Annotated in this window: 13 protein-coding genes; 4 read left to right on the top strand and 9 right to left on the bottom strand. The window is 66.3% G+C overall.

Annotation, left to right across the window (positions count from 1 at the left end; all coding sequences use genetic code 11):
* Positions 1-137: 137 nt before the first annotated feature.
* Positions 138-3515: a TonB-dependent receptor gene (locus C8J44_RS10250; protein ID WP_121904392.1), complete on the bottom strand. Its 3378-nt coding sequence runs from the start codon at positions 3513-3515 to the stop codon at positions 138-140.
* Positions 3516-3724: 209 nt separating this feature from the next.
* Positions 3725-5848, bottom strand: coding sequence for an NAD-dependent DNA ligase LigA (gene ligA / locus C8J44_RS10245; protein WP_121904391.1), 2124 nt, complete (start codon positions 5846-5848; stop codon positions 3725-3727).
* A gap of 113 nt (positions 5849-5961) precedes the next feature.
* Between ligA and C8J44_RS10240 the strand changes: the two genes are divergently transcribed.
* On the top strand, positions 5962-6933 hold the full coding sequence (locus C8J44_RS10240; protein WP_121904390.1) for an SDR family oxidoreductase: 972 nt from the start codon (positions 5962-5964) through the stop codon (positions 6931-6933).
* A gap of 159 nt (positions 6934-7092) precedes the next feature.
* On the opposite strand, the gene C8J44_RS10235 is transcribed toward C8J44_RS10240, so the two are convergent.
* Positions 7093-7761, bottom strand: a complete 669-nt coding sequence (locus C8J44_RS10235) for a Crp/Fnr family transcriptional regulator (protein WP_121904389.1) — start codon at positions 7759-7761, stop codon at positions 7093-7095.
* Between the two features lie 97 nt (positions 7762-7858).
* On the opposite strand from C8J44_RS10235, the gene C8J44_RS10230 reads away from it, so the two are divergent.
* Positions 7859-8638: a class II aldolase/adducin family protein gene (locus C8J44_RS10230; protein WP_121904696.1), complete on the top strand. Its 780-nt coding sequence runs from the start codon at positions 7859-7861 to the stop codon at positions 8636-8638.
* Positions 8639-8961: 323 nt separating this feature from the next.
* Here C8J44_RS10230 and recN read toward each other — a convergent pair whose 3' ends face one another.
* Both recN and C8J44_RS10220 read right to left on the bottom strand, forming a co-directional pair.
* Positions 8962-10626 carry a DNA repair protein RecN gene (gene recN, locus C8J44_RS10225; RefSeq protein WP_121904388.1) on the bottom strand — a complete coding sequence of 555 codons (1665 nt, stop codon included), beginning with the start codon at positions 10624-10626 and terminating at the stop codon, positions 8962-8964.
* 73 nt (positions 10627-10699) lie between these two features.
* Positions 10700-11662, bottom strand: coding sequence for an outer membrane protein assembly factor BamD (locus C8J44_RS10220; protein ID WP_056051853.1), 963 nt, complete (start codon positions 11660-11662; stop codon positions 10700-10702).
* Between the two features lie 169 nt (positions 11663-11831).
* Between C8J44_RS10220 and C8J44_RS10215 the strand changes: the two genes are divergently transcribed.
* Together C8J44_RS10215 and C8J44_RS10210 are read left to right on the top strand one after the other, a co-directional pair.
* Entirely contained in the window at positions 11832-12656 is an 825-nt protein-coding gene (locus C8J44_RS10215; RefSeq protein ID WP_121904387.1) for a class I mannose-6-phosphate isomerase, read from the top strand.
* A 383-nt stretch (positions 12657-13039) separates the two neighbouring features.
* Complete coding sequence (locus C8J44_RS10210) at positions 13040-14224, top strand: glycosyltransferase (RefSeq protein WP_121904386.1); 1185 nt, start codon at positions 13040-13042, stop codon at positions 14222-14224.
* On the opposite strand, the gene C8J44_RS10205 is transcribed toward C8J44_RS10210, so the two are convergent.
* From C8J44_RS10205 to yajC, 4 genes are all read right to left on the bottom strand, one after another.
* Positions 14206-14580 (bottom strand): MTH938/NDUFAF3 family protein, encoded by a 375-nt coding sequence (locus C8J44_RS10205; protein ID WP_121904385.1) that lies wholly within the window; start codon positions 14578-14580, stop codon positions 14206-14208. The genes C8J44_RS10210 and C8J44_RS10205 overlap by 19 nt on opposite strands.
* Before the next feature lie 112 nt (positions 14581-14692).
* Positions 14693-15658, bottom strand: a complete 966-nt coding sequence (gene secF / locus C8J44_RS10200) for a protein translocase subunit SecF (protein WP_121904384.1) — start codon at positions 15656-15658, stop codon at positions 14693-14695.
* Between the two features lie 14 nt (positions 15659-15672).
* The gene (gene secD, locus C8J44_RS10195; RefSeq protein ID WP_056051835.1) at positions 15673-17277 is read right to left on the bottom strand and encodes a protein translocase subunit SecD; all 1605 of its coding nucleotides are present in this window, start codon (positions 17275-17277) and stop codon (positions 15673-15675) included.
* Entirely contained in the window at positions 17277-17618 is a 342-nt protein-coding gene (gene yajC, locus C8J44_RS10190) for a preprotein translocase subunit YajC (RefSeq protein WP_055875282.1), read from the bottom strand. The genes secD and yajC overlap by 1 nt, the downstream gene beginning before the upstream one ends.
* Positions 17619-17647 lie beyond the last annotated feature (29 nt).

Here is a 17647-nt window from a genome sequence, read left to right as displayed (position 1 = left end):
AACCGATCTTCCGCGCGGTCTTAACCTGCGTGGACTTGTGAGGGTGGACTGTCGTTGGCGATCGCGTGTCGGACAAAAAAGACCGCCGCTCCCGGTGGGAAGCGGCGGTCTCGTCATTCCATCACGTCAGGCGCGGATCAGAACGTGAAGCGAGCGCCGATACGGATCGAGTAGAGCGACTGGTTCACGTAGATCTGGTCCTGCTGGGCGGCAAAGCTCGTACCGCCGCCGACCGGCGAGTAACGATACTGCGCGCACGGCTGACCGGCGGTGTTGGCAACCACGCCGGCGATCGACGCACCGGTCGGGGTCGGCGTCGCGATGCACTGCACGCGGACGACCGCGGTGTTGTACGGGAACGCGTATTCGCGCTGCTGGCCCCAGTTCTTGCTGATGAAGTTGGTGAAGTTCTCGATATCGGCGAAGAGCGTCACGCGCGACCCGCTCAGGAACGTCGGGATTTCCTGCGCAAGGTGAAGGTCGAGACGCGTGAACCACTTGGAGTGGAAGGCGTTGCGCGGCGCGACCTTGCCGCGATACTTCGCCAGACCCGACGAGTCGATGAACGCGTTGACCGCATTCTCGACCGCGGTGCTGCTATACGACACGCGCGCATCGTTCACGGTCGGGACGTACATCAGATAGCGGTTGCCGCCGACACCGGTGCCCGAGCTGACACCCGTCGTACCGAAGACCGACGACCGGTTCGCGCCGAAATCCTGGAACGTGTAGCTGAACGGATGACCGATCCGCGATTCGCCGAACAGGCCGAACGTGGTCTTGTAATCGCCGAAGAACGCGTGGTCGTAGTTCACGCCGTACTTAAAGAAGTACTTAACCTGGTCGTTCGAGATGCCGTACTGAACGTTGTTGGGATCGGCGAACGCACCGTTGCTATAGTTCGACCCGGCAGTCGACGAGGTCGCGGGGGCCGCGTCCTTGACGTCCTGATAGGTGAAGCTGCCGTTGATGTTCAGGCCGAAGTCGAACGTCTTGTCGAACCGAGCGACCGCGATATAGGCGCGGCCCTTGTTGGTGTTGGTCAAGAGGATGTCGGTGTTCGTGTTGGTGCTGTTCGGACCGTCGATCAGGTTCTGGTAGCGCTGGCGGCCGTCCGGCGTCAGCGAACCGGTGATCGGCACCGAACGGATGTCAGTGAAATACACCTGCTCGCGAACCTTCGAATACAGCAAGTCCGCACCGAACACCCAGTTGTCGCCGAGCGGCCCGAGGTTGGCGGTATATTCGCCGGTCAGCGTGGCGCGCCACTGCGACGGGATCTTGAAGTTCGGATCGAGCGCGTTGGTCGTCGAGGCGGTCGAGACCGTTGCGTTGGTCAATAGCGTGTTGACCGCGGTCGGGATGCTGGTCCCCGTAACCCCGTTGAGTGCGGCCGCGCCGGTCACCGCGTTGGTGGTCGCGCCGGTGAAGCCCGATGCCGAGCGGTTGATCGAGATCGAGTTGCTCAGCACGCCGGTGTTGGAGAAGCTGTTCGACACATAGACGTCGGGGGTGCCGCCGCCGAAGATGCCGCCGCCGCCGCGAATGCTGACACGGTTGGCAGGCTTCCAGTCGAACCCGGCGCGCGGCTGGAACAGCCCGAACCCGGAGATGTTGGCGGTGTTGGTGCCGATCTGGACGACCTTGCCGTTGACGATCGCGCCGTTCGCATAGCGCGACGCGAACGCGGTGTTGAGCGTCGGATTGTCATCCATCGCATACAGGTCGTAGCGTGCGCCGTAGCTGACGTTCAGCGTCGGCGTCACCTTCCACGAGTCCATCACGCCGAACGTGTAGCTCTGATAGCCGAAGGTCGCCGCGGCATCCTCGGGCACCAGCGACGGGATCGCGTTGCCATAGCCGAGCGAGTTCGCACGCTGCGCCTGGAAGTCCGCGATCGAGTCGAAGTAGTAATTGCCCGACGAGTTCTGCAGGAACGAGTTGAAGATCGAGACGCTCGAAATCTCGGTGAACACGCGCACGTCGTGGTCGTTCATCGTCAGGCGTGCCTGCGCCAGGCCACCCCAGGTCTCGGTCTTGAGCGCATTGGTCTGGCGCGAGCTGTCCGGACCGAACGATACGACGCCGCCGTTGTTGTCGCACGCCGTCAGCGAACCGCCGACCGGGTTGGTCGGGTTGGTGCAGACGCGGAACTGCGCGAAGCCGCGGCCGAGCACCGGTTCCTGGATACGCGTGTAGTTCTTGTAGAAGCCGCGGACTTCGGTCGAGAAGCTGTCGCTCCAGGTCGAGTTCAACTGCGCCACGCCGGTGTGCAGGCGGTTGCCCGAGACATAGGCGTTCGATGCGAGGCCAAGGCCGGTCGGCGCGGTCAGGAACGTGTTGTTGAGCAGGTTGATCGCGTCGTTGGCGTAGGTGTAGGTCAGCGACAGCCGCTGGGTGTCGGTGATGTTCGCATCGATCTTGGCGACGACGCGGTCGTCCTTGTCCCCGAGGTTACGCAGCACGCCGCCGGTGTCGTAATTATAGACCGACTTGGCGATCGCGCTGATCTGATCGACCGAGTTCTGCAGAACGCCGGGAACGCCGTTGCCGACATTGTTGTCGATCGGACCTTCCGCGATCGGACGACCGCCACGCAGGCGCTCGCCGGCGACCATGAAGAACACCTTGTCCTTGATGATCGGGCCGGACAGCTCGGCGCCGAAATTCTCGACCTTGAAGTTGGGGACGCTGACCGTCAGGTCCTTGGTCTTCTTGCCGACGAACTCGTCGCGCGACTGCGAATAGAAGCCGGTGCCGTGGAAGTCGTTGGTACCCGACTTCAGCACGATGTTGACCGCGCCGCCCTGGAAATTGCCCTGGCGGACGTCGTACGGCGCGACCTGCGCCTGGAACTGGCCGATCGCATCGAGCGGGATCGGCGAACGGCGGCTGGGAAGGCCATCGCTGTTGAGGCCGAAATTGTCGCTGACCGACACACCGTCGACGGTGAAGCGGTTGAAGCGCGCGTTCTGGCCGGCGAACGAGACCGAACGGCCACCCGAGGGGCTATCGTCGAGGCGGGCGAAGGGATCGCGACGCTCGAGGTCGCGGATGTCGCGGTTGACCGAGGCGATGTTGGCGATCTGCACCGCGTTCAGCACGGTCGTCGGACCCTGCGATATCGAGCGGGCGTTCGGCAGGCGGGCGGCGGTCACGACGATCTCGTTGCCGCCACCGGCTTCCGAATTCAGTTCGATCGGCACGTCGAACGCCTGCGCGACGGTCGTGGTGATGTCGGTGACCTGCGTCGCCGAATAGCCGGTCGCGTTGACCGCGACGGTGTAGGGACCGCCGGCGCGCAGGCCGTTGACGTTGAACGAGCCCGAGTTGTCGGTGGTGGCGGTCGCGCGGCTGCCAGCCAGGGTGTTGGTGATCTCGACGGTCGCGCCGACGACGGGCGTTCCGGCGGACGTCACGGTGCCGCGGATCGACGAGGTCGTCTCCTGCGCAGAGGCCGCCATCGGTGCGACCAGCGCAATCGCTGCCACACCCAGGAAAAGGTTGTTCCGCATCAGTAATACCCCTTTTGAGCCTTCGGCTCTGGATTTCGCGACTTCATGTCGTGTTAATCCGGCCCTGCACGTGGAATATTTCGGATATGTGACATTGGCGAGTCGTCTATTGTCACATCCGCACTCGGTCATGCCGCGTTGCAAAAAAGCCACGGAGTCGAACCGTTTCGGTCGCGCTGGAACCGTTTCGAAACAGGCCGTTACGGAATTCAGCTCGCGGCGACGATCTCCGCCCATTCGGCTTCGGTGATGACGCGGATGCCCAGTTCGGTGGCTTTTTTCAGCTTGGAGCCCGCCCCCGGTCCGGCGATCACCAGCCCGGTCTTGCTCGATACCGACGCCGCGACGCGTGCGCCGAGCGCTTCCGCCTGCGCCTTGGCTTCGTCGCGGCTGAGCGTTTCGAGGCTGCCGGTGAAGACGAGAATCTGGCCGGTGACCGGCGACTCGCGGGTTTCGTGGACGACGTCCGCGGGTTTCACTTCACGCAACAGGTCGAACACGACCCGGCGGTTGTGCGGCTCGGCGCAGAAGCCGATCAGCGCGCTCGCCACCTCGGGGCCGATGCCCGCGGTCTCGATCGCGCCGACCAGCAACTTGTCGCGGCGGAGGACGAATCTCCGCTCGGGTTCGCCGATCACGGGCTCGATCTGGCTGCGGAGGAACACCGCGTGGCGGAGCACCGTGCCGAGCGCGCGCGCGGACACATAGCGTCGCGCGAGGTCACGCGCGGTAATCTCGCCGACGTGGCGGATGCCGAGCGAGAACAGGAACCGGTCGAGCGTGATCGTCCGCTTGGTCTCGATCGCCGCGATGACCTTGGCCGCCCACACGCGTCCGTCCTTTTTCCGCGCGGCGAGTTGTTCCTCGGTCAGGCGGAAGATGTCGGCGGGCGATTCGATCAGCCCGTCGCGGAAGAACGCCTCGATCAGCGTCTGGCCGAGTCCGCCGATGTCGAACGCGTGGCGCGAGGCGAAGTGGATCAGCCGCTCGACACGCTGCGCCGGGCAGATCAGCCCGCCGGTGCAGCGATAGACGACCTCGCCTTCCTCGCGCTCGGCGGCGGACCCGCATTCGGGGCAGACATGCGGAAAGACATACGCCTCGCGCTCTGCCTCAGGCGTGAGGTTCTCGACGATCTGCGGAATCACGTCGCCGGCGCGCTGGACCAGCACGCGGTCGCCCGGCCGCACGCCGAGTCGCTCGATCTCGTCGGCATTGTGCAGCGTTGCGTTGGTGACGACGACGCCGCCGACCGTGACGGGTGACAGTCGCGCGACCGGGGTCATCGCGCCGGTCCGGCCGACCTGGATGTCGATCCGCTCCAGCAGCGTCTGCGCGCGTTCGGCGGGGAATTTGTGCGCGATCGCCCAGCGTGGTGCCTTGGCGACCTGACCGAGTCGCGCCTGCCAGTCGAGCCGGTCGACCTTGTAGACGACGCCGTCGATGTCGAACGGCAGGTCGGCGCGTTCGGCCTCGATCTTTCGATACACGTCGAGCGCCGCGGCCGTTCCTTCGACCCGCGCGAACCCTTCGGCGATCGGGAAGCCCCAGCCGCGCAACGTGTCGACGACCTCGGCCTGTGTTTCGCCCGGTACGACGCTGGCCTCGCCCCAGCCATGCGCGAGGAACCTGAGCGTCCGGCTCGCGGTGACGTTGGCGTCCTTCTGGCGGAGCGACCCGGCGGCGGCGTTGCGCGGGTTGGCGAACTGCCGCGCGTCCTTGCCGGTTTCCTCGGCTTCGGCGAGCAGGCGCGCGTTCAAGGCGGCGAAGTCATCCTTCGCCATATAGACCTCGCCGCGAACCTCGAAGACTGCCGGCGCTTCGCCGTGCAATTGCTGAGGAATATCGCCGATCGTGCGAACGTTAGCGGTGACGTCTTCACCGACCTGGCCATCGCCGCGCGTCAGCGCCTGCACGAGCCGCCCGCCTTCATAGCGCAGCGAACACGATAGCCCGTCGATCTTCGGCTCCGCGGTAAGCGCCACCGGCGCGTCGTCCGCCAGCTTCAGGAACCGGCGCACGCGCGCGACGAACTCCTCGACCTCCTCGTCCGCGAACGCGTTGTCGAGGCTCATCATCGCCTTGGCATGCGCGACCTTCGCGAGATGCCCCGCTGGTGCAGCACCGACCGTACGGCTCGGCGAATCGTTTCGCACGGCTGCTGGAAATGCCGCTTCGATCGCCGCATTGCGCCGCACCAGCGCGTCATAGTCGGCGTCGCTGATCTCGGGCGCATCGTCGGTATGATAGCGCGCGTTATGATACGTGATCTGCGCAGCGAGCGTCTCCAACTCGGCGGCGGCTTCGATCTCGTTCGCGGGAAGGTCAGGCATCGCGCCGGGTTAGGGGAGACCGCCACCTTTCTACAAGACATGGATCAACTTGGCGTGAACATTCGCCCGATTCGAGCGCTGACATTCCAAGACAATCTTTGGGACGTGCCATCATGACAGACACCAATCGCCGCGACCTGTTCAAGGGCGCCGCCGTCACCGGCCTCGCCGCCGCTGCCGCGCCAGCCTTCGCACAAGGCGCCGCGCCGCTCGCCGATCCGCAGACGCGCTTCGTCTCGACACCGTTTCCCGAACAGCGCCAGAAATGGCCCGCGCTCCAGCGCGACATGCGCCCCGTCCCCGATTGCGGCGAGGCGAGCTATCGCGGCTCGGGACGCCTCGCGGGGCGGAAGGCACTGGTCACCGGCGGCGATTCTGGGATCGGCCGCGCGGCGGTGATCGCGTTCTCGCGTGAGGGCGCCGACGTCGCGATCAACTATTACCCGACCGAGGAACCCGACGCGCAGGACGTCGCCAAGCTGCTCCGCGCCGAGGGGCGGAAGGTCGTGCTGATCCCCGGCGACCTGACCGATGCGAAGTTCTGCACCGACCTGATCGCGCGCGCCAATCGCGAACTCGGCGGGCTCGACATCCTCGTCAACAACGCGGCCTACCAGCAGTCGAAGGAGTCGATCGCCGAGATCAGCTTCGAGCAGTTCGACCGGACGATGAAGACCAACGTCTACGCGATGTTCCACCTCTGCAAGGCGGCGATCCCGCTGATGAAGCCGGGCGCGTCGATCATCAACACCGCCTCGGTCAATTCGGTCAGCCCGGAAAAGGAACTGCTCGACTATGCCTCGACCAAGGGCGCGATCCTGATCTTCACCAAGGCGCTGGCGAAACAGCTCGCCAAGCAGGGCATCCGCGTCAACGCGGTCGGACCCGGTCCGATCTGGACGCCGTTGCAGGTCGCGGGCGGCCAATTGCCCGGCAAGATGGGCGAATTCGGGCAGGATACGCCGATCGGCCGTGCGGGTCAGCCCGCTGAACTGGCGGGGCTTTATGTGGCGCTTGCGGATCCGAACGACAGCTACACAACCGGCAGCTTCTTCGGCGCGAACGGCGGCACCGGCGCATCCTGACCTCGGTACGCCACGACCGCTCATTCCCCCTAACTCCACCCCGGCGAGGGCCGGGGCCCAATTGGCACGGTCGCAGTAACGGAGCGATGCGCATCGTTATCACCGTCCCCCAATTGGGCCCCGGCCTTCGCCGGGGTGGTGGTATCCATCAGCGGCGAGCTACCCCGCACCCCATCGCCGCAGACCTTCCGCATCCAACACCCTGATCCGCGCATATTCCAGCGCGATCACGCCTTCGCGCTCCATCGCCTTCAACGCCTTGTTGAGCGTCTGCCGAGACACCCCGATCATTGCCGCAATATCCTCCTGGCGGAGTGCGACGCTGTCACCCCCTGCCGCGCGCACCATGCCGCCCAGCATCCGCGCGAGCCGGACCGGGATCGGCTGCGCCAACGTGTTCATCATGAACGCCAGCGACGCGCGCTGGTGCGCACACGCCAGCAGCGCGATGTCCCACCAGAGTTCCGGCGTCTCGCCGGCCAGCCGCCGGAACGCCTCGATCCCGATATGCAGCACGCGCGCCGGTCCGAACGCGATCGCGTCGTGCGGCCTTGGCCCCGCGTCGAGCGTCGACAGCTCGCCGAACCACGTCCCCGGCCCCATCATCAGCACCACCATTTCCGCGCCGATCGCGGGATAGCCGATCAGCCTGACCTGCCCGTCGAGCACCGCCCACAGCCCGTCGGGCGGATCGCCGACGCCGTAGAGTCGCGTGCCCGCTGGCACCGATCGCACGCTCGCCTCCCGCAACAGCAGCGCGCGCCGCGCGGCCGGTACCGCGCCGAACCACTGGTCGGCCTCGAGCAGCGCAGGATCGATCGAAGACATGGCGGAAGTGTCGGCCGATCGCCGGGATTGTCAATCCAGCGACATTTCCGCGATCCGCGCCATGCTATGCGACACGCATAACAAAAGGAGATGGATGATGGCGACCGCACTCAGGACCGAGCCGACGATACGCGATCTCGTGTCGCCCGAGGAATGGGCGCTGCGCGTCGACCTCGCCGCGGCGTATCGCCTGATCGCCCATTACGGCTGGGACGATCTGATCTTCACGCACCTGTCCGCGCGCGTGCCGGGGCCCGAGCATCATTTCCTGATCAACCCCTACACGCACATGTTCGAGGAGATCACCGCGTCGTCGCTCGTCAAGATCGACGTCGATGGCAACAAGGTCATGGACACGCCCGCACCGGTCAACCGTGCAGGGTTCGTGATCCACTCCGCGATCCACGCCGCGCGCGAGGATGCGGTCGCGGTGCTGCATCTGCATACGCCGCACGGCCAGGCGGTGTCGGCGATGGCGGAGGGGTTGCTCCCGCACACGCAGACCGCGATGATCGCCGGGCACGACGTCGCGTATCACGACTTCGAAGGCATCGCGACCGAGCTCGAGGAGCGCGAGCGGCTTGTCGCGGATCTCGGTACGAAACACAGCATGATCCTGCGCAACCACGGCACGCTGACGGTCGGCGAATCGATCCCGCAGGCGTTCCTCCGCATGTATTTCCTCGAACGCGCGTGCGAGGCGCAGGTGTTGATGCTCAGCGCCGGGCGGCAGAATCTGAACAATCCCAACCAGGGCGTGGCAGAGAAGGTCGAGGGCCAGTCTAGCGGTCCCGGGATGCGGATGCTGGCCGACGGCCTCGCGTGGCCGGCGTTGCTGCGGAAACTCGACCGGATCGACCCGAGTTTTCGCGACTGAGCGAGCCCGTAAGGAGACGCATCCGAATTTTTGTCACACGCCAGACAGGCCCACCACCCCGGCGGAGGCCGGGGCCCAGTTGGGAAGGCCGCTGTAACGGTTGGAGGCATTCGCCAAATGCTGTCACCCAACTGGGCCCCGGCCTCCGCCGGGGTGGTTAGACGCGAGGGTGCCGAAAACGTCGCCGGTATTCGCGCTCGCGCTCTTTCCGGCCGCCCCCATCCGCGGCAGGCGATGCCCTGATCGGATCGACTTCAGACGACCGCGCCCCAGACTATGTCGGCTCCCCTCCCTTTCAGGGAAGGGAAAGAAGTCGGTGAAACTCAGGCTCGCTCCAGCAACCGCTCCGCCTGCGCGCGCGCTTCGTCGGTTATCTGCGCGCCGGACAGCATCCGGGCGATCTCCTCGCGGCGTTCGTTTTCGGACAAGGCCCGCACGCCGGTCCGCGTGACGGTGCCGTCGCTGCTTTTCGCGATCAGCAGATGCTTCGCCCCCCGCGCCGCGACCTGCGGGCTGTGCGTCACCACCAGCAGCTGCGTGCTCTGCGCCAGCCGCGCGAGTCGTTCGCCGATCGCGCTCGCCACCGCGCCGCCGACGCCGCGGTCGATCTCGTCGAACACCATCGTCGACGCGCCGCCTTCCTCCGCCAGTGCCACCTTCAGCGCGAGGATGAAGCGCGACAATTCGCCACCCGACGCGATCTTGGTCAGCGCGGCGAACGGCGCACCCGGATTGGTCGAGATCTCGAACTCGACGCGGTCCTTGCCCGCCGCCGACCAGCCCTCTTCACCCAGCGGCGCCACGACGGTCTGGAACCGCGCGGCGTCAAGCTTCAACGGCGCCAACTCGCCCGCCACCGCCACGTCGAGCCGCTTGGCAGCCGCCAGCCGTCGCTTCGTCAAAGCATCCGACGCCGCGTCGAATGCCTTCCGCGCCGACGCCACCCGCGCCTCGATCTTCGCGATCCCGCCTTCGCCCGCATCGAGTCGCTCCAGCCGCGCCCGCATCTCGTCCGCCAGCGCCGCAAGGTCATCCGGCTGCACGCGGTGTTTGCGCGCCATCGCCCGAAGCTCGAACAACCGCGCCTCGTCATCCTCCAGCGCGCGCGGATCATACGCCATCTCGGCGCGCGCATCGCGCAGGCTCTCCTCGGCGACCGACGCCTCGATCACCGCGCGATCGACCGCGGCGAGCGCATTGCCCAGCGCGACATGATCCTCCGCGATCCGCTCGAGCACGCGCGCGGCCTGGCGCAGCTTCGCCATCCCGCCGTCCTTGCCCTCGAGGAAATCGTCGATCGCCGCGAGATCGTCCGCGATCTTCTCCGCGCGCTGCATCGATCGCCGCGTATCCGCCAGCGTCTCCTCTTCGCCCGCGACAGGCGCCAGCGCGGTCAGTTCGGCGACCGTATGCTCCAGCCATTCGCGATCGCGCGCCGCCGTCTCGATGTCCGCACGAGCGGCGGCAAGCTCAGCCTCGGCAGCACGAAACGCCGCATACGCCTTGCCCGTCGCGCCCGGCTCGGTCCGCCCGAAAATGTCGAGCAACGCCCGATGCCCCCGCGCATTCAGCAGCCCGCGCTCGTCATGCTGTCCGTGAATCTCGACCAGATGCGGTGCCATCTCGCGCAGCAGCCCCGCCGACGCCGGTTGGTCGTTGACGAAGCCGCGGCTGCCGCCATCCGCCTTGACGATCCGCTTCACGATCAGCGGCTCGCCGCGCTCGATCTCCACCCCGTTCTCGTCGAACAGCAGCGCGAGCGGCGACTCGGGCGCAGGGGCATCGAACGTCGCGGTCACCACCGCCTGAGCCGCACCATGCCGTACCAGGCCGCTGTCGCCACGTCCGCCGAGCGCGAGGCCCAGCGCATCGAGCAGGATCGACTTGCCCGCCCCGGTCTCGCCGGTCAGCACACCGAGCCCTTCGCCGAATCCCAGATCCAGCGCTTCGATCAGCACCACGTCGCGAATGGAAAGTTCGGTCAGCATAGGATGTCCGCCATAGACGAACGGGCGCGCAATGCGATCCCCCTATGTTCCAACCGAACGGCCTGGACTCGCGTCAGCTGCCGGTGTTGGACGGCTGGCCCGCCGAACGCGGCTTGTCGGGCGTACGCACCGAAGGGCCGGTCGGCGTCGAGCCCGGCTCGTCGAGCTCGACCATCACCGACGGCGTTCCCTTGGTCCCGACCGGCACCACCTGTTCGCCGGGCTTCAGCGGCGGCACGGCCGGCACCTGCTTCTTCTTCAGCAGGTCGTACGCATGCTGGTACCAGTCGGTGCCGGGATAGTTGCGCCCGAGCACGGCGCCGGCCTTTTCGGCCTCGACGGGCACGCCGAGTGCCAGATAGGTCTCGGTCAGCCGCATCAGCGCTTCCGGCGTGTGCGTGGTCTGCTGGAATTTGTCGATCACGGTACGGAACCGGCCGTTCGCCGCGAGCCACTGGCCGCGCGTCTCGTAGAACCGCCCGATCTCCATCTCCTTGCCCGCAAGATGGTCGTTGACCAGATCGATCTTCAGCCGCGCGTCCGATGCGTAACGCGTGTTCGGATAGCGGCGCATCAGCTCGCCGAGCGAATCGAGCGCCTGCCGCGTGATCTTCTGGTCGCGCGTCACGTCGGTGATCTGCTCGTAATAGCCGAGCGCGATCAAATAATAGGCGTAAGGCGCATCGCGGTTGCCCGGATGGACCGCGAGGAAGCGCTGCGCCGAGCTGATCGACGCGGTATAATCCCGCGCGAGGTAATAGCTGAACGCCGACATGATCTGCGCGCGGCGGGCCCAGATCGAATAGGGATGCTGGCGCTCGACCTCGTCGAACAGCTGCGCTGCTTCCTTGTAGCGCGCCTGGTCGAGCCGCCGCTTGGCGGTCGAGTACAGCGTACCCACGTCGCGCGCGACATAGGGCAGATCGCCCTTTGCGGCACGACCGCCCGCGCAACCAGCCATGGGGAGCGCAAGCGCGGCGACGAGCGTGACCACAAGGGCACGGGGCATGCTCGGAAAGGACTGGGGGATACGCATTGGCGTTGTCCTTAGCGTAACCGGGGCTTCGCGAACAATCCCTTTCGCCAAACACCCAGGGAGGCTCTCGGGCGGGCGACTTTCATGGGGCAGGGGGGCTTTCGCTGGCGCGGATCGCACGGCAAAGGTCGTGCGTTGGCGAAACGCCATTCCAATCGAGGACGATCCCATGCCCGCCACCCTGTTGCACACCCACCGCGTCGAGAAGCCCTGGGGTCGCGACACGCTCTGGCCCGGTTTCGAGGACGCGGCCGCGGGAACGCCGCCGATCGGCGAAGTCTGGTTCCAGGAGCCCGGCAACACCACGCCGGACCTGTTGATCAAGTACCTGTTCACCAGCGAAAAACTGTCGGTGCAGGTCCATCCCAACGACGAGCAGGCGCACGCCCGCGGCCTGCCACGCGGCAAGGACGAGTGCTGGACGGTCCTCGCCGCCGAGCCGACCTCGACGATCGCGGTCGGCACGAAGCAGGCGATCTCGAAGGACGAGCTCCGCCAGTCGGCGATCGACGGCACGATCGAGGACAAGCTCGACTGGAAGCCCGTCAAGCCGGGCGATTTCATGTATTGCGCCTCGGACACGATCCACGCGATCGGCGGCGGCCTGACGGTGATCGAAGTCCAGCAGAATTCCGAGACGACCTATCGCCTGTACGATTACGGCAGCGATCGCGAACTGCACCTGAAGGACGGTATCGAGGTCGCGGATCCCACGCCGTACGTGCCGGTCGCGCCGCCGGTCGAGATCGAGACGGGCCGGACGATCATGGTCGAAGGGCCGAAGTTCGTGCTCGAGCGCTGGAAGGGCGGCGACCATGTCGTCAACCTGCCCGATGGCACGACCGGTTGGGTGATCCCGATCACCGGCTCGGGCGATGTCGCCGGCGTTGCGTTCAAGGCCGGCGAATGCGCGACGATGACGGGTAGCGAGACGGTCTCGACCAGCGCGGACGCGGACGTGCTGTTCGCGTATCCTTTGGCGAAGCGGATCTGAGCGAGGGGTAGGTCGAACGAGGGAGGAGAGGAGAGCGCTTCCTGCCCTTGTTCTCCCGCGAAGGCGGGAGCCCAGTCTGTGTCCCCGCCTTCGCGGGGAAACATCGTGGTGCAGACGCGCGCCAACCCAACGGCAACCACCCCGGCGAAGGCCGGGGCCCAATTGGGGAACGTCGCTGATGAAGCGTGGCACACTGTTATTGCCACCTTACCAATTGGGCCCCGGCCTCCGCCGGGGTGGTAAGCGCGGATGGCACGGCGCCTCGTTCGCCGCCAATTAGCCCTTCATCATCTGTGGCACATGTCCTGCACTCCGCCCTTCGCCGGGGTGGTAGGAGGGGACGACTCACCACCCATTAACCGCCGCGCTATACCCCCCGCGCAATGCTGCGCGTTCTCACCCTCTCCACGCTTTTTCCCGACGCGACCCGTCGGAACTTCGGCGGCTTCGTCGAACGGCAGACGCTGGGGCTCGCTGCGCATCCCGACGTCGACCTGAAAATGGTTGCGCCGATCGGTCTTCCGCCCGGCATTCTGCGCAATGTCCGCCATTACGCGCCGCTCGCCAAGCTGCCGCACCGCGAACGCTGGAAGGGCCTCGACGTCCACCGCCCACGCTTCACCGCGGTTCCGTTCACCAAGGGCCGCCATCATGCCGCCGCGCTCGAACGCGCGCTCGTGCCGGTGCTCGACGCGATCCGCGCCGACTTTGCGTTCGACGTCATCGACGTGTCGTTCTTCTTCCCCGACGGCCCCGCCGCGGTCGCGCTCGGCAAACGCTACGGCGTGCCTGTCTCGATCAAGGCGCGCGGGTCGGACGTCCACCATTGGGGCGAAGCGCCCGCGACCGCATCGCAGGTCCGCGAGGCCGGGCAGGGCGCCGCCGGCCTGCTCGCAGTCAGTGCGGCGATGAAGGCCGACATGGTCAAGCTCGGCATGCCGGGCGAGCGGATCATGGTTCATCATACCGGAGTCGACCAGGACCGCTTCCGCCCCATCGACGACCGTATCGCCGCCAAGGCCGAGCTCGGCGTGCGCGGTCCGCTGGTGATCGCGATCGGCGGGCTGTTGCCGCGCAAGGGTCACGACATCGTCATCGACGCGGTCGCTGCGTTGCCGGGGGTGACGCTGCTGATCGCGGGGCACGGACCGGCGCGCGTAACGCTTGAGGCTCAGATCGCGCGACTTGGTGTCGGCGACCGTGTCCGGCTGCTGGGTGCCGTCCCGCATGCCGACGTGCCGGGGTTGGTCGCCGCCGCCGACGTCAGCGCGCTCGCCTCCAGTTCGGAAGGCCTCGCCAATGTCTGGGTCGAGTCGCTCGCGTGCGGGACGCCGATCGTCATCACTGCGGCTGGCGGCGCCTGCGAGGTCGTCACGTCCCCCGACGCCGGACGCGTGACGATCGGCGATCCCCTCGCGTTCGCCGGCGCGATCAGTGATATCCTAGCCGATCCCCCATCCCCCGAAGCCACGCGGGCGATGGCAGCCGGTTTCACCTGGGAGAGAAACACCGCAACGCTGTACGCGCACCTCGCGGCGCTGGTGACGAATTACCCTTCTAGGGGGTAGAGCGCCGCGACGATCCAGCGACCTTCGCCGCGCAGCACTGCCCAGGCGCGGGCGGCGGCGCGGCTGTCCATCGCCTCGATCCCGAACCCGCGCGCCTCGACCGCACGCTTGAACGCGAGCGGCGGTTGGCGCAGCGCCGAGCCCGTCCCCAGCAATAGGAACTCCGGCGGCGGATCGAGCGCGAGCAATGTCGCCACGTCCGCCTCGCCGAGCGCCTCGAACGCCGGCGGCTCCCAGCCGTCCGCGCGCTCGGGGCTGATCGACAACGCGGTATAATAGCCGTCGTCGACCTTGAACCCGGCCCGACCGATCGCCGAGATCATCGGCCCATCGGTCTTCTCGCGGTCCATCCTCATGATGCTTCGTCATCCCCGCGAAGGCGGGGACCCATAATGGCAACCGCCAGCGACTCGATCGCGAGGCCAGCCAGTATGGGTTCCCGCCTGCGCGGGAATGACGGGGGGAAGGTCAACGCTCGACCTTCGGACCAACCCGCTCGGCGCCGTCCTGCACGCCGCCCTTGCGCGGTGCAGGATCGGCCCGCAGACCCAGCGTGATCAGCAGCGACGACGACACGTAGATCGACGAATACGTGCCCACGACAATACCCAGGATCATCGCCGCGGTGAACCCGCGCAGCACGTGGCCGCCGAGCACCAGCATCGCGACCAGCGCGAGCAGGATCGTCACCGACGTCATCACCGTACGTGGCAGCGTCTCGTTCACCGACAGGTCGATGATCTCGCGCATGTCCATCTTCCGGTACCGGCGCATGTTCTCGCGGATACGGTCGTCGATCACGATCTTGTCGTTGATCGAGTACGAGATGATCGTCAGCACCGCCGCGACGATGTTGAGGTCGAACTCGAACTGCGTCAGCGCGAAGAAGCCGAGCGTCATCAGCAGATCGTGGACGATCGCGACGACGGTCGACACGCCGAACTGCCACTCGAACCGCACCACCGCGAACAGCGCGATGCCGAGGATCGCGAGGCCGACCGCGAGCAGACCCTTGCTGATCAGCTCGTCCGAGACCTTGCCCGAGATCGTGTCGTACTTCGAGAAGGTCGCGCCGGGGAACTTCGCGGCGAGGTCGTCCGACACCTTCTTCACGAGGCGGTTGGTCGCGCCTTCGTCGCCGGCGGGCACCGGCAGGCGGATCGACAGCGTCTTGGGATCGCTGAACGATTGGATCGAGGCTTCGCCGACGCCGAGCCGGTCGACTTCGGTGCGAACCGCGTCGATCGACGGCGTAGTCGCGAACTTCTCTTCGATCAGGACGCCGCCGACGAAGTCGACGCCCATGTTGAGGCCCTTCGTCACGACCAGTCCGATCGCCAGCAACGACAGCAGCAGGGTCAGCCCGAACGCCCATTTGCGGAGCGAGACGAACTTCAGGTTCGTGTTGTCGGGTACGAGTTTCAGCAGGCGCATGGTTATCTCCCGCCTCAAATATTGATCGTGGTGGGGCGGTTCTTCCGCAGCCACAGCGCGACCATCATCCGCGTGAACGTGACGGCGGTGAACACCGACGTGCAGATCCCGATCAGCAGCACGACCGCGAAGCCCTTCACCGGACCCGAGCCGAGCAGCAGCATGATCACGCCGGTGATGGCGTGCGTCACGTTGGCCTCGAAGATCGTCCGCGAGGCTTCCTTGTAGCCGAGCTCGACCGACTGGATCACGCTACGCCCGCGCCGTCGCTCCTCGCGAATACGCTCGTTGATCAGCACGTTGGCATCCACCGCGGTACCGATCGTCAGCACGAACCCAGCGATACCGGGCAACGTCAGCGTCGCGTTCAGCATCGCCATGACCGCGACGATCACCAGGATGTTGATGACCACCGCGAGGTTCGCATACAGCCCGAACCGCCCATAGGTCACGAACATGAACACGATCACGAGCAACGCGGCGACGATCGACGCCAGCACGCCGGCGCGGATCGAATCCTTGCCGAGATCGGGGCTGACGGTGCTCTCGGCGATCGTCTTCAGCGCGACCGGCAGCTTGCCCGATCGCAGCGAGATCGCCAGCGAGTTCGCCGATTCGACCGTGAAATTGCCCGAGATCGACGCGCGACCACCAAGGATCGGCTCGTTGATATTGGGCGCGGAGATCACCGAATTGTCGAGGATGATCGCGAACGGCTTGCCCGTGTTCTCGGTCGTGACCTTGGCGAAGCGACGCCCGCCGACCGCATCGAACGTGATCGCCACCTGCGGCGCGTTGGTCTGCGGCTCGAACTCCTGGCGCGCATCGGCGAGCTGGTCGCCCGAGATGATCACCGATCGCTTGACCGCGATGAACGGCACGCCGCGCGGATTGCCCGGGTAGGGGAGGACCTGGCTGCCGATGGGCGCAATACCCTTGACCAGGTCGGCCGGGTTCGCGGTCTCGTCGACCAGTTTGAATTCGAGCTTGGCGGTCTTGCCGAGCAAATCCTTCAGCGCCTGCGGGTTCTTCAGCCCCGGCACCTGGACGACGATCCGGGTCGCGCCCTGGCGAACGATCGTCGGCTCCTTGGTGCCCAGCTCGTCGATGCGGCGGCGGACGACTTCGGTCGCGTCCTTCATCGCCGTGTCGACCGCCTGGGTCAGGCCGGCCTCGGTCGGCTTGAGCACGAACCGGCTCGTGTCGACGACGGTGATGTCCCATTCGCGCTGGCCGCTCATCCCGGCGCCACCGCCGGTGATCGCCAGCAGGCGCTCGCGCGCCGCATCGACCTGCGAAGGATCACGCAGCAGGAAGCTAAGCTGCCCGCCGCGCGTCGAAATGTCGCCGATCTCGATCCGCGGCGTCCCGTTGCGCATCGTCCCCGCGACGCTGTCGCGCATCGCCTCGATCCGCGTCGCGGCGAGGTCGGCGGTATCCGCCTCAAGCAGCAGATAGCTGCCGCCGGCGAGATCGAGCCCGAGGTTGATGTGCGGATGCGGAATTCGCCCCCATTGGCTCGTGGTGCTCTCGGGGAGGAAGCTCGGGATCGCCAGCAGGCAGAGTGCCGCCAGCAGCCCGATGATCGACCCGATCTTCCAGCGCGGAAAATCCAACATCAGTCGTTTGCCGGCTTCGTGTTCGGGCTGGTGATGTCGGTCAGCGTCGCCTTGACGACGCGCACGCGGACATTCGGCGCAATCTCGACCTCGACGACATTATCCTCGACCTTGGTCACCTTGCCGAGGATCCCGCCCGAGGTCACGACGCTGTCGTTCTTCTTCACCGCGGCGACCGACGCCTGCAACGCCTTCATGCGCTTTTGCTGAGGGCGGATCATCAGGAAATAGAACACGACGAACACGAGGAAGAGCGGCGCGAGGCTCAGGAACGAGGCGATCCCGCCCCCCGCCGTCGTGGCGCCGTCTGCGGCCTGGGCATAAGCTGGTGAGATGAACATGAAGGTCCGTATCTGGCTGGGCCGTGGAA

The sequence above is a fragment of the Sphingomonas sp. PP-CE-3A-406 genome (assembly GCF_003688625.1).
GTDB lineage: Bacteria > Pseudomonadota > Alphaproteobacteria > Sphingomonadales > Sphingomonadaceae > Sphingomonas.
This window is presented reverse-complemented; position numbering and strand designations above follow the sequence as displayed.

Excerpts from the sequence above, each read along its gene's own strand:
- C8J44_RS10250 (WP_121904392.1), bottom strand. The coding sequence starts at position 3,515 with ATGCGGAACAACCTTTTCCTGGGTGTGGCAGCGATTGCGCTGGTCGCA.
- ligA (WP_121904391.1), bottom strand. The coding sequence starts at position 5,848 with ATGCCTGACCTTCCCGCGAACGAGATCGAAGCCGCCGCCGAGTTGGAG.
- C8J44_RS10240 (WP_121904390.1), top strand. The coding sequence starts at position 5,962 with ATGACAGACACCAATCGCCGCGACCTGTTCAAGGGCGCCGCCGTCACC.
- C8J44_RS10235 (WP_121904389.1), bottom strand. The coding sequence starts at position 7,761 with ATGTCTTCGATCGATCCTGCGCTGCTCGAGGCCGACCAGTGGTTCGGC.
- C8J44_RS10230 (WP_121904696.1), top strand. The coding sequence starts at position 7,859 with ATGGCGACCGCACTCAGGACCGAGCCGACGATACGCGATCTCGTGTCG.
- recN (WP_121904388.1), bottom strand. The coding sequence starts at position 10,626 with ATGCTGACCGAACTTTCCATTCGCGACGTGGTGCTGATCGAAGCGCTG.
- C8J44_RS10220 (WP_056051853.1), bottom strand. The coding sequence starts at position 11,662 with ATGCGTATCCCCCAGTCCTTTCCGAGCATGCCCCGTGCCCTTGTGGTC.
- C8J44_RS10215 (WP_121904387.1), top strand. The coding sequence starts at position 11,832 with ATGCCCGCCACCCTGTTGCACACCCACCGCGTCGAGAAGCCCTGGGGT.
- C8J44_RS10210 (WP_121904386.1), top strand. The coding sequence starts at position 13,040 with ATGCTGCGCGTTCTCACCCTCTCCACGCTTTTTCCCGACGCGACCCGT.
- C8J44_RS10205 (WP_121904385.1), bottom strand. The coding sequence starts at position 14,580 with ATGAGGATGGACCGCGAGAAGACCGATGGGCCGATGATCTCGGCGATC.
- secF (WP_121904384.1), bottom strand. The coding sequence starts at position 15,658 with ATGCGCCTGCTGAAACTCGTACCCGACAACACGAACCTGAAGTTCGTC.
- secD (WP_056051835.1), bottom strand. The coding sequence starts at position 17,277 with ATGTTGGATTTTCCGCGCTGGAAGATCGGGTCGATCATCGGGCTGCTG.
- yajC (WP_055875282.1), bottom strand. The coding sequence starts at position 17,618 with ATGTTCATCTCACCAGCTTATGCCCAGGCCGCAGACGGCGCCACGACG.